Below are 10,980 nucleotides of genomic sequence, written 5' to 3'. Positions count from 1 at the left end.
ACACTGTCGAATTCAACTTCGCTCATGCTCCTTAGGTCGTGCCCGGCCCGGCGACTACGAGCGGGGCCGAAGGGGCCAGTCGGAGCCGTCGTCGTAGCTCGGTCAGCCGCTCGATCACCTCGTCGAGGGCGGCGACGGGCCAGCCCGCCGCCAGTTCAGGCAGGTACGGCGCAAGTGCATCGGTCGCCTGCGGCGAGTGCTCGACCCGTCCACCGACCACCTCGACACCGTCGGCGCGGCCGACCCGCAGGTTCCACGCGACCGCGTCGGCACGGGTGACGTGCGGCGGGAGACGCAACGTAACGGATCCCTCGGCAACGGTGACCGGATATCCGCCGGGGAGCCCGAGCGGTCCGGGGAGATTGGTGTGGACCTCGGTACCGGTGACGAGGGCGAGCAGCAGGCGGGCGGCGGCGTGCCCTGCGATGGCGTTGAGCTCGCGTCGGTCCATCGCGCGCGCAGGGCCCAGGAGGCTGGTCACGTCGGGCAGTGGTTGCCCCGCGTACCAGGCCAGCACCTCGTCTTCCGGGCGCCCGGGCTGGAGAAGGTGGACGTGGTGGCCGAGCAGGGCCAGGTCATCCTGGTGGGGCAGGCCGATGGCGGCCTGTAGGCAGGCCGCGAGGGTCGACACGTTGCCGATGCCGCACGTGATCGGGGCTTGGAGGGCGGCCAGGAGCGGGTTCACCGCATCGGGAAAGCAGCCGTTGACGATGATCGTCTGCGGGCTGGCCTGCGCGGCGGCACGAGCGAGCCGGACGATTAGGGCGGCTTGCAGGGGCAAGGAGACTCCGAAACCCGCCCGCGCGATCAGGCTGGTCCACGCCGACGGCGCGGTGGTCTTCTCGTACGGGGACTGAGCCGACGCGCAGCAGAGCAGCACGCCGGGTTGAAGCCGCGCCATTGCATCGACCTCGTCGCGCAGCGCCTCGCCCACGAAGGTGACGCCGCTACCGGTCACCGCAGCGCGGATCTGGCAGATGCGAGCGATGTCGCTTGCGGCTCCACCCCGTGCGAGCACGGTGACCCGGATCGGTGTTGCCGGCACCGGTGAAGAGAGTGCCGCCAGCGAGAAGCACACGGAGCGGGCCAGTGAGCCGCTGCCGACGACTGTGATGTGCGGATCGATCATTGAGGCGCTGATGACCAGGCCGCCGCGTGCCGGGCGCCGATGATTGACGCGCGAAAGCTTGGCATTGCCAATTTGGTCTCCCCCGACCCCCCAGTCGGCGCACCTGCCAGACGCAGGCCACCAGGACGGCCACGCCAAGGAACACCGTCCCTAGTGGAGGCCGTCGAGTGGCGATGATGTCATGGATTCCCACATCCTGGTAGTCCGCCGTTCACATGTCATCAGAAGAATTGCCGAAGCCCGCCCAGGCGCCTATTTGCGGTAAATGTAGCCATATTTCAATCGGCTCATCCGTCCTCGTCCGACCCGTCAGACAATGGCCAATGATCCCTAGATTTAAATATTTTCATTGATGATACCTGCTGGTTCGGGCCTCGATCTGCCCTCATCCGACCGCGAACCCGGCTTGGACCGCGCCGGGCCCCGCTGGCATCACATCGACATCGCCCTCTGATAACAAAGATCGGGGAGGTAAGGTGCCGACACGGCCACGGCCGGCGCAACTCGTCCGCGTCCCACCCGGATGAAGGCTCCGCAACTCCCATAACCAGCCATCGGCCACGAGCCGGGCCCGGATTGGATCCCAGATGACGTTGGAAATGACAGCCCGCAGCGGTATCCAGGTGGCAGACGCGGTGGCGACGAGCCTGACGCAACGGGCTTCAGGACCCTTCTACTTCACGCCGGACGGCCTGCAGGCACCACTGCTCGAACGGCTCACCGAGCTCGTCCCCACACAGAATGTCGTTCGCGAGGACACCGCGGTGGCGATGGCCGCCGGCGCGTGCCTGGCCGGGCGTACGCCGGTGGTGCTGATGCAGAACTCCGGCCTCGGGCAGAGCGTCAACGCCCTCGCCTCTTTGGTGCTCCCGTACCGGCTCGCAATGTTGCTCGTGGTCGGGATGCGGGGAACGGATCTCGACACCACCGAGGAAAACCTTGTCATGGGAGCCGTTACCGAGGGGCTGCTGACGGCCATGGGAATTCCGGCACACCGATGTGGTGAGTCGGATCCGGAGGGTGATGTGACGGCGGCACTTGCCGACGTGAACGCCGGACGGACCGCCGCGCTGTTGATCAAGCCTGGCCTTTTCGGGTGGGGTGCCGCCAAGTGACATCCAAGCGGCAAGCGATCACGGCAATCCTCGACGCCGCCGGTTCCATCCCGGTGATCTGCACAACCGGATACACCTCACGCATCGCGCAGAGTCTGGGCCATCGTCCCCACAACCTCTACATGACCGGATCAATGGGGCTGGCGGCAGCGATCGGCGCCGGAATCGCGTCGGCCACCGGCGGCCCGGTCATCATCATCGATGGGGACGGCAGTGTTCTCATGAACACCTCGGTGCTGTGCACCATCGGCTCCATGCCGGAACTGCCCCTGACGCACATCGTCCTGGACGATGGCCAGTACGCCTCGACGGGCGGACAACCCACCTACTCCGAGCGCCACGACCTCGCCGGCATCGCATCAGCGGCGGGCTACCCGTACGTCATGTCGACCGCTGAGCCGGCCAAGCTCACGGCGACGGTCGCGCGACGAACAGCAGGTCAGCCGGGTCCGCTGTTCGTGCATTGCCGGATATCCGCGTCGGTCGATGACCCTGGACCGCGGATCGCGGAGGCGCTGCACGAGCATGCGGCTGCGTTCCGGCGGGCGGTGCTCGGCCAGACCGCTGCGGGGTGAGGTCACCTCACCGGCGCGGGCCGCCACCTCGTTGGTCTGCGCCGACCGCGCATCTCCGCTTGCCCGCCGGCTGCTGGGCAGCCGGCGCGGCTCGCCACTCTCACCGCCGAAACACTTGCCAAGGCCGCCTCCTGTTGACGTAAATGACAATCCTTGAAATCGCCGAGGCCACAAAGGGCGGACATCGAATGCCCGCCCTTTGCATCACTGGCTGAGCTCGGCGACCTCCTCGGCCGTCAGGCGGAGCTCTTCGGCAGGAGCTGCGCCCCGGGCGCCAGCGGTGGCGGGCGGGTCGGCCGGCCGCCGCAGATGCCAGTCCGTCACCGCCTGGTAGGCGGCCACCACCGACAACAGCCGGTCCTCGGCGTATGGGAGGCCACCCAGGATGGTGCCGATCGGCAGCCCCGCGGTGGTGAAGCCGATCGGGAAGGCGATCTCCGGCAGGCCCAGGATGTCGAAGGGCACCGCGTCGGTCTGCACCACCGCGTCGCAGCCGTCGAAGAGATCGTTCAGCACCCGGTCCATCAGCAGCAGCTTGGCCCGCTGACCGGTGATGAACTCGTTGCCACCCATCAGCGCTCCTTGCAGCCAGCTGGTCACCGACACCCCGAAGCCGCGCAGGTCCGTGCGCAGGTACGGCATGAACGGCTCGGCCCGCTCGGGCAGCCGGATGTTGTTGAAGGTGCTGCCGGTGAGCTGGCTCCACCCGTCCGGCAGCGGCACGTTCACCAGGGTGACGCCGGGGATCGCGGCGAGCTGCGCCAGGTACGCCGCACGGGCCAGCGCAGTGGGCGAGGTGCCGTTGGTGAAGCCCGGCAGGACCCCGATCCGGGTCTTCCAGCGGAGCTTGACGCGGCGCCCCTGATAGACCGGGCTGGCCGCATCGATCAGGTTGGGCACGTCAGGCAGGCCCTGGCTGCGCGGATCCATGGGGTCCTCGCCTGCCATCGCGGTCAGCATGATCGCGGCGTCCTTGGCATCGCGAGCCAACGGGCCCGGATGGTCGCGGGTGTACGTGAGCGGGATGATGCCGGCCGCCGAGACACGACCCATGGTCGGCTTGAGGCCGGTGAGGTTCTGCGCGTTGGACGGCGCGGTGATCGAGCCGCCGGTCTGCGTGCCGATGCCGGAGGTGGCCATCCGGCCGGCGACCGCGGTGGCGGTGCCGGTGGACGATCCGCCCGGGTCGATGCCGCGGTCGGTCGGCGTCCAGGCGTTCACCGTGGTGATCACCCCGGCCGGCGTGGTGGCACGGGTGGTCGCCAGCGGGCCCATCTGAGTCTTGCCGAGCACGATCGCGCCGCTTGCCTTCAACCGGGCCACGGCGGTCGCGTCGTAGGGAGGCACGAAGTCCTTGAACAGGAAGGAGTTCGCGGTGGTGGGGACCCCTTCCGTGTAGTAGTTGTCCTTGATGGCCAGCGGGATGCCGTGCAGCACGCCGTGCCGGGGCCCGCGTCCGGCAGCTCTCGCGGCCGCAATGGCCGCATCGGCGAGCACCTGGTTGAACGCCTGGTAGATGCCGTCGTACCGGGAGATGCGGGCCAGGTAGGCCTCGACCAGATGCTCGGGGGTGAGTTTGCCGGCACGGATGAGCCAGGCCGCCTCGGCGATGGTGAGTTCGGACGGCTCGGCGAGCGCCTCCGGCCGGGGCTGGGTGTAGGCGTTCGGCTGGTCCAGCGGCCGTCTCCCCGCGCCCGGCCTGGCGTTGGTGGCCAGCGCCACCGAGGGCAGTCCGACGTTGACGCCCACGGCGGAGACGGTGGCCAGCGCCGCAGCGCGGGTCAGAAACGCGCGGCGGTCGACCGTACGATCAAACGGTTCGGACGTCATGCCTTCCGCCATTCGGTGCTGTTGGAGGGGTAGAGGACCGGCACGTGCTGCTGCGACAGCGCCTTCGCGGCATCGGGAGTGGTGCCATCGGGAGCGGGCAACTGGTATGCGGCGAGCGTCGCCACGGTGCCCCGCACGAAGGAGCGCAGCGAGGCGAGCACGGAGTCCCGGCCGGGCGAGCCGGTCTCCGGGTCGGGGCTGGTCCCTGGCGGGAGTTGGTCGAGGTCGACGCCGAGTGCGGCGAGCCGGGCACGGATCAGAACGTTCAGCTCAGCATCCGTGGGCGGAGTAGGTGCCATGATGCTCCCAAGTCGTGCGACAGGGGGTGTCGCGGGTCCCGGTCGAAGTGACCTTGACCGTAGGCCGGTGGCAACTCCCGGCGGCGGGGCGCGGGTACAAGTTGAGCAATATTTGGGTTTGCCGATCACGCGGCACCCCGCAGCGGCTGGACCGGGGCGGGCGCCCGCCGACGACGGGTCGGCGGGGCGGTCGTGTGACGGTCACAATGAGCGCCGTGCAGAGATCAACGCAGCACCTGCTCGCCTTCGACATCTCGATGGAGGCAGTCTGACCGCCTCACCCGCCTGCCGTGCCTCATCGTCATGGACCGGTCAGGAACGGCGGTAGGCCTGAGGGCTGGTACCGGTGATGCGTTTGAAGCGGTCCCGGAAGGCGGTGGTGGAGCCGAATTCGACCTGGCCCGCGACGCGGTCGATGGGATGGGCCGTGGTCTCCAGGAGGTGCTGTGCTCGGTGGACGCGTACGCGGTGCAGCCACTGCAGAGGCGTGGTGCCGGTCTGGTCGCGGAAGCGGCGGTTCAGGGTGCGGGTGCTCAGGCCGGCGTGGTGAGCGATGTCGGCGAGGGTCAGTTCGTGCCGGGCGTTGTCACGCATCCATGACAGCAGTGGCTCCAGGGTGGCCCCGTCGGGGGTGGGCGGTTCGTGCACGATGAACTGGGCCTACCCGCCCGCGCGTTCCAGGGGCATGACGGACAGGCGGGCGGTGTCGGCTGCCACGGTGGCGCCGTAGTCGCATCGGATCATGTGCAGGCGCAGATCGAGTCCGGCGGCGGCGGAGGTCAGGAACTGGCCATTGTCGACGTAGAGAACGTTCGGGTCGACCTGGATCTGCGGGTACTGGGCCGGTCGTATGGGGGCTCTGGGTCGCAGCTCAGGGCCCCCAAGCAACACCTCCGGACTCCTCCAGCGGGTCAAGCGGGCTTGGCCCTGCAAAATCGCCGTCGGATGCGCGTCGGCGAGTTTACGGACCACGGCGCTGTGAGGTCCAGGGCTGCTCCGCTCGCCGGCGGATGGCAAGCTCATGCCTCATGATCCATGACTCCGCTAAGGACTATCTGCACCGCCAGCTCAGGTCGAGACGTCGGGCGCTGATCTGGAAGCTCGGTGGGGACGCCGTGAGAAATCTGGATCGCGTGGAGGTTCGCCCGTGAGGGCGGTCATCGTCGCGGCCGCGGTCGCGTTCATCATCTCCCTGTTCGGCACGCCGGTGGCGATTCGCGTCTTCACCGCGCTCAAGGCAGGCCAGCCGATCCGATCCATCGGGCTCGCCAGCAACCAGGGCAAGAAGGGCACGCCCACGATGGGCGGCGTCGTCTTCATCGTGGCGACCGTCCTCGCCTACGTCGCCGGGCACATCGCCCTGACCACCCTGCCCGAGCGGCAGATCGCGCAGGAGGGCCCGACAATGACGGCCCTGGTGCTGCTCGGCCTGTTCGTCTTCTGTGGCGCGGTTGGCTTCTTCGACGACTTTCTCAAGGTGCGCCGGCGCAACTCCGACGGCCTGTCCGCCAAAGGCAAGCTGCTCGGCCAGGCGATCGTCAGCGCAGGCTTCGGCATCGCCGCGCTCTACGTGCCGAGCACCAACGGCCAGACCGTGGCCAGCGAGCACATCTCGCTCATCCGCGACATCAGCTGGCTCGACGTCGGCAAGGTCGGCTCAGTCATGGTCATCGTCTTCGTGATTACGGCGATGTCGAACGGCGTGAACCTCACCGACGGCCTCGACGGCCTGGCCACCGGCGCGTCGATCCTGGTGCTCGGCGCGTACGCGCTGATCGGCTTCTGGCAGTACCGGCACTGGTGCGCCGACGACGCGTACGGCCGCGTGAACGACTACTGCTACCAGGTTCGGGATCCCCTGGAGATCGCCATAATCGCCGCGGCGGCCGCCGCCGCCTGCGTGGGCTTCCTGTGGTGGAACACGTCACCAGCGCGGATCTTCATGGGTGACGTGGGCGCGCTCGGACTCGGCGGCCTGATCGGCGGGCTCGCGGTGGTAACCCGCACCACGCTGCTTTCGATCATGATCGGCGGGCTCTTCGTCATCATCACGACGACCTGGGTGATCCAGATCGTCTCGTTCCGGACCACCGGTAGACGCGTCTTCCGGATGGTGCCGTTGCACCACCACTTCGAGCTCGCCGGATGGAGCGAGGTCAATATTGTGGTCCGGTTTTGGATCGTGGCCGGCGTCTGCGTGGCGGTCGGCCTGGGCCTGTTCTACTCGGATTTTCTGGCGGTCGTTGGATAAGAGCCACGCGACAAGCCTTTGTCGCGCCACCGACGGTGATCCACCTGGCAGCCTGGTTCCCCACCCGGGTGCCAGCTGATCACTCGAGCATGACAGCGGCCGTGAGCTGATCCGAAAATGACCTTGAGCGGACGTGGGGTATCGCTCGGTGGCGCGTAGCGTCGCCGGGCGTCGTGTGGACGGGAGTTTATGCGGCGGGCTGGAGGGTGACCTGGTAGCCGAGGGTTTGTAGGCCGCGGATGTGGTTGCGGACTGCCCGTTGAGTGCCTCCACGGTTGTCGTAGTAGTCCGATCCGAGATCGATGAAGGTGGCCTGCTCGGTGGATAGGAGCTGCCAGACGATGACCAGGATGGATCGGCCGACCGCGACGATCGCTTTCTTCTTCCCGCGCCGTCGGGCGATGCGGCGGTAGCGTTCGCCGAGGAACGTGTTCGTGCGTGCCGCGCCGACCGCGGCTTCGCCTAAGGTCCGGGCGAGGTAGCGGTTCCCGTGGCCGGTCGCACCGTTGCCTTTGTTCTTACCGGCGGATTCTTTGACGCCGGGGGCGAACTTCGCCCAGGAGGCCAGATGCCCGGCGGTCGGGAACCGTTTCATGTCCACCCCGATCTCGGCGATGATGGCTCGGGCTGCGGTGGGGCCGACACCGGGAATGTCATCCAGGGCCGCCACCGCGCGGGCGAAAGGGGTGACGAGCTCGTCGATCCGGTCCTCGACCGCGGCGATGTCCGCGTTGAGGGTGTCGATGTGGGCGAGCATCCGGGTCAGCAGGAACGCGTGATGGTCGGAGAACCGCCCGACGAACGCTTCTTCCAGTTCCCGAATCCGGTACGCATCCTGGTCCGGGCCAGCTGCGCGAGGACCTTCGGGTCACGCTGACCGGCGATCATCGCGTCCATCATCGCCCGCCCGGACACCCCGAAAATGTCGCTGGCCACGACCGACAGCTTGATCTGCGCGTCCTCCAGGAGCTTCTCCACCCGGTTCTTCTCCCGGTTGCGTTCACCGATCAGGTCTACCCGGTAACGGGTGACGTCGTGCAGCAGCCGGATCGGCGCCGGTGGCACGAAACTGGCTCGGACCATCCCCCGCTCCGCGATCTTGCACAGCCACACCGCGTCGAGTTTGTCGGTCTTCGGGCGACCCGGTAGATGCCTGACGTCACGGGCGTTGACCAGCCACACCTCGAACCCGTCTGGACCGCCACCACCGAATCGATCCTCACCAAGGTCCGACGTGGACGAGTCACCCTCCAGCAAGTGGCTAGTCAAAACTGAGACGGAACACTACATCGGTATCTGAGGGCTCACGTGACCCGGGGATCATCGGACCGGTCCTTTCCGGACGACGGCGCGGACTGTCACCATCGAGTCGTGCGAGCGCCCAACGGACGCGTCCTCCTGTCGCAGCGCCATCATGGCGATGACCCTAGCAACGGGCGTCACCGGCTCGCCGCCCTCAGTGATCACCGCAGATCGATGCGCCAGCGGGCGCCCGGCCCACCGACGGACAGGTTGATCACCGTGGCACCACCGTCGACCGCCATCCGGATGCCCTGGGCCTGCGCCTGGTCGCTAACCGGACCCTTACCCTTCTTGATCTTGATGGGCAGGATCCTGGCGTCTGGGGCGATCCCGTCCACGCCGTCGGTGGCGGCGTTCGTCGCTGCGATGATGCCGGCCATGTGGGTGCCGTGACCGTCCTCATCGGCGCGGCCGTCGCCGGACGCGCCATAGCTCCGACCACCGGGGAGAACCTGCCCCCGAAGGTCCGGGTGGGTGGCGTCGACGCCACTGTCCACCACCGCGACGGTCACCCCACGCCCGGTGGAAAGCTTGTGAGCCTGGCCGATGCGGAGCTCGTCCAGGTACCACTGCTCGGCCCGCTGCGGCGCGGCGACGGCAGGTTGGACGGCGGCACCCGTCAGGAGCACGGCCAGCAGGCCAGCCGCGACAGGCCGGAGCACGCCGACGTTCACACTCATCCGCCCGTCCTCATCGCAAGATGCCCGGGGAACCGGTGCCATCGGCACGCCGCGGGTCGTCGTCCTCAGTCAACCACGACGACCCGGGCCCGGATTCGTCGTGCTCGGCGCCACTACCCGCCCAGCGGCACCGGCGCCGCCGATCAAACCGCCGGCGCTGCCCCGTGAGCCACCCGCGCCAGCAGCATCGCGACCGACTCCGGTCGCGTTGCGCACCGCCCTGGCCGCACTGGTCACCGGCGGCACCCTGCCGTTGCCACCGCCGACCATGCCGGGGATGCCGCCCGTACTGATGCCGCCGGCGACGACAGGGCTACCCCCGCCCCCGGCACCGAAGCCGCCTCCGCCCGCCCCGCTTGGCGAGCCGAGCCCGCCTCCAATACCGAGAGGGCTCTGGCTACCGAGCCCAAGGCCGCCGAGGGTGCGTTGGTTCAGGTTCGAGGTCCCCGGCGGGAAATGACAGACGGTGATCACCAGACCGGTCTGCGCGGCCAGCCGGGCAAGCTCTGGCCTTCCAGAGCCGGTAGCGGTAGCCGTTGGAGCCGCCCCCGTCCGCGGTGATCAACAGGCGGGTGGCCTGCGGGTAATCGAGGCGGCCCCGGCGTCCCGCAGGGCGCTCACGAGGTCGCCGAGTCGATCGGCCCGGCGTACCCCTCGCTAACCAGGCATCACGGGAACGCAGCCAGAAGCCTCTTCACCGGTCCGAGGTCGCAGCCAGAGTCCGGCGAGCGCGGAACCGGGCGCGGTACGCCTGGGGCGAGATCCCGAGTTCTCGGCGGAAGGTGTGCCGAAGGTTGGCGGTCGACCCGATCCCGGTCCGCGTGGCGATCCGCCCGATCGGCTCGTCGCCGGCCTCCAGCATGCGCTGGGCGGCGAGCACCCGCTCCCGGGTGAGCCACTGATGCGCACTCATCCCGGTGAGGCGGTGGAAGTGCCGCGCCAGTGTCCGCGGACTCATGTGCACCCGTTCGCCCAGCGACCGCAGCGACCACCGCTGGTCCAGGTGCCCGCGCATCCAGTCCAGCAACTCAGGCAGGGGGTCGCCGGGGTCGGGGCTGAGCGGCGAATCGACGAACTGGGCCTGCCCGCCGCTGCGGTAGCCGGCGAGCACCAGCCTGCGGGCGAGCGCGGTGGCCGCGTCCGCGCCGTAGTCCCCGCGTACCACATGCAGGGCGAGGTCCATGCCGGCGGACATGCCGGCGGCGGTGAGGACGCCGCGGTCGTCGATGAACAGCGCCCGCGGGTCCACGGTCGCGGCGGGGAAGAGCGAGGCCAGCAGCGGTGCGGTCGCCCAGTGCGTGGTGACGTGCCGGTGGTCGAGGAGGCCGGCGTGGCCGAGGATGAATGCCCCCGTGCAGATCGACATGATGCGGGCCCCGCGCCGGTGCGCCCGCCGCAGGGTGGCCAGCAGCGGCCGGGGCGGCACCTCGTGTTCCCTCGTCCAGCCCGGTACGACGAGCAGGTCGGCGGCCTCCGCCTCGGCCAGCCCGTACGGGGCGGACACAGTGACCCCGCCGTCCAGCTCGATTTGCCCCGCTTCGATGGCGCAGGTCCTGGTCCGGTACCACGATCCGAATCGGTATGAATAGTCCACACCAAAGATCTCGTTGACCGTGATGTAGTCGAAGCTGCCCGCGCCCGCGTAGGCCAGCATCGCCACGCTCGGCCCCTCGACCGGCATCGCAGACCTCCCCGCCTCGTTCGCCGCGCAGCCCACCAGGTCGGCGCCCTGTGAATCGCCGGACCCGCGGCGGATCGCCGAACCAATTCTAGAAACGGGTCCGTCCGCTCCGGCGGCG

General features: G+C 68.8%; 12 protein-coding genes and 1 pseudogene. 3 read left to right on the top strand and 10 right to left on the bottom strand.

Annotation, left to right across the window (positions count from 1 at the left end; translation table 11 throughout):
- Positions 1-31: 31 nt before the first annotated feature.
- Entirely contained in the window at positions 32-1,267 is a 1,236-nt protein-coding gene (locus OG811_RS23720; RefSeq protein WP_406068782.1) for a potassium transporter TrkA, read from the bottom strand.
- Positions 1,268-1,716: 449 nt separating this feature from the next.
- On the opposite strand from OG811_RS23720, the gene OG811_RS23715 reads away from it, so the two are divergent.
- Both OG811_RS23715 and OG811_RS23710 read left to right on the top strand, forming a co-directional pair.
- Positions 1,717-2,244: a hypothetical protein gene (locus OG811_RS23715; protein ID WP_406068781.1), complete on the top strand. Its 528-nt coding sequence runs from the start codon at positions 1,717-1,719 to the stop codon at positions 2,242-2,244.
- A 122-nt stretch (positions 2,245-2,366) separates the two neighbouring features.
- The gene (locus tag OG811_RS23710) at positions 2,367-2,819 is read left to right on the top strand and encodes a thiamine pyrophosphate-dependent enzyme (RefSeq protein ID WP_406068779.1); all 453 of its coding nucleotides are present in this window, start codon (positions 2,367-2,369) and stop codon (positions 2,817-2,819) included.
- A 204-nt stretch (positions 2,820-3,023) separates the two neighbouring features.
- On the opposite strand, the gene OG811_RS23705 is transcribed toward OG811_RS23710, so the two are convergent.
- From OG811_RS23705 to OG811_RS23690, 4 genes are all read right to left on the bottom strand, one after another.
- Entirely contained in the window at positions 3,024-4,649 is a 1,626-nt protein-coding gene (locus tag OG811_RS23705; protein ID WP_406068778.1) for an amidase, read from the bottom strand.
- The gene (locus OG811_RS23700) at positions 4,646-4,948 is read right to left on the bottom strand and encodes a hypothetical protein (protein WP_406068777.1); all 303 of its coding nucleotides are present in this window, start codon (positions 4,946-4,948) and stop codon (positions 4,646-4,648) included. The genes OG811_RS23705 and OG811_RS23700 overlap by 4 nt, the downstream gene beginning before the upstream one ends.
- Before the next feature lie 312 nt (positions 4,949-5,260).
- Positions 5,261-5,596, bottom strand: coding sequence for a helix-turn-helix domain-containing protein (locus OG811_RS23695; protein ID WP_406068775.1), 336 nt, complete (start codon positions 5,594-5,596; stop codon positions 5,261-5,263).
- 12 nt (positions 5,597-5,608) lie between these two features.
- Positions 5,609-5,839: a hypothetical protein gene (locus OG811_RS23690; protein ID WP_406068772.1), complete on the bottom strand. Its 231-nt coding sequence runs from the start codon at positions 5,837-5,839 to the stop codon at positions 5,609-5,611.
- 256 nt (positions 5,840-6,095) lie between these two features.
- On the opposite strand from OG811_RS23690, the gene mraY reads away from it, so the two are divergent.
- On the top strand, positions 6,096-7,199 hold the full coding sequence (gene mraY, locus OG811_RS23685; protein WP_406068771.1) for a phospho-N-acetylmuramoyl-pentapeptide-transferase: 1,104 nt from the start codon (positions 6,096-6,098) through the stop codon (positions 7,197-7,199).
- 187 nt (positions 7,200-7,386) lie between these two features.
- Here mraY and OG811_RS23680 read toward each other — a convergent pair whose 3' ends face one another.
- From OG811_RS23680 to OG811_RS23660, 5 genes and pseudogenes are all read right to left on the bottom strand, one after another.
- A complete protein-coding gene (locus tag OG811_RS23680; protein ID WP_406068770.1) occupies positions 7,387-7,956 on the bottom strand; it encodes a transposase in 570 nt (189 codons plus the stop codon).
- A 5-nt stretch (positions 7,957-7,961) separates the two neighbouring features.
- On the bottom strand, positions 7,962-8,468 hold the full coding sequence (locus OG811_RS23675) for a transposase (RefSeq protein WP_406068768.1): 507 nt from the start codon (positions 8,466-8,468) through the stop codon (positions 7,962-7,964).
- Positions 8,469-8,662: 194 nt separating this feature from the next.
- Entirely contained in the window at positions 8,663-9,181 is a 519-nt protein-coding gene (locus OG811_RS23670) for a S8 family serine peptidase (protein ID WP_406068766.1), read from the bottom strand.
- 426 nt (positions 9,182-9,607) lie between these two features.
- Positions 9,608-9,779, bottom strand: a pseudogene (locus OG811_RS23665) (ISAzo13-like element transposase-related protein); the annotation flags it as partial.
- Between the two features lie 96 nt (positions 9,780-9,875).
- Entirely contained in the window at positions 9,876-10,862 is a 987-nt protein-coding gene (locus OG811_RS23660; RefSeq protein WP_406068765.1) for a helix-turn-helix domain-containing protein, read from the bottom strand.
- Positions 10,863-10,980: the final 118 nt, after the last annotated feature.

The organism is Micromonospora sp. NBC_01638 (genome assembly GCF_045209745.1).
In the GTDB taxonomy this organism is placed as follows: Bacteria; Actinomycetota; Actinomycetes; order Mycobacteriales; family Micromonosporaceae; genus Micromonospora.
The sequence above is the reverse complement of the archived record's forward strand: the minus strand, read 5'-3'. Positions and strand labels throughout refer to the sequence as shown.

Excerpts from the sequence above, each read along its gene's own strand:
- OG811_RS23715 (WP_406068781.1), top strand. The coding sequence starts at position 1,717 with ATGACGTTGGAAATGACAGCCCGCAGCGGTATCCAGGTGGCAGACGCG.
- OG811_RS23710 (WP_406068779.1), top strand. The coding sequence starts at position 2,367 with ATGACCGGATCAATGGGGCTGGCGGCAGCGATCGGCGCCGGAATCGCG.
- OG811_RS23705 (WP_406068778.1), bottom strand. The coding sequence starts at position 4,649 with ATGACGTCCGAACCGTTTGATCGTACGGTCGACCGCCGCGCGTTTCTG.
- OG811_RS23700 (WP_406068777.1), bottom strand. The coding sequence starts at position 4,948 with ATGGCACCTACTCCGCCCACGGATGCTGAGCTGAACGTTCTGATCCGT.
- OG811_RS23680 (WP_406068770.1), bottom strand. The coding sequence starts at position 7,956 with ATGCTCGCCCACATCGACACCCTCAACGCGGACATCGCCGCGGTCGAG.
- OG811_RS23670 (WP_406068766.1), bottom strand. The coding sequence starts at position 9,181 with ATGAGTGTGAACGTCGGCGTGCTCCGGCCTGTCGCGGCTGGCCTGCTG.
- OG811_RS23660 (WP_406068765.1), bottom strand. The coding sequence starts at position 10,862 with ATGCCGGTCGAGGGGCCGAGCGTGGCGATGCTGGCCTACGCGGGCGCG.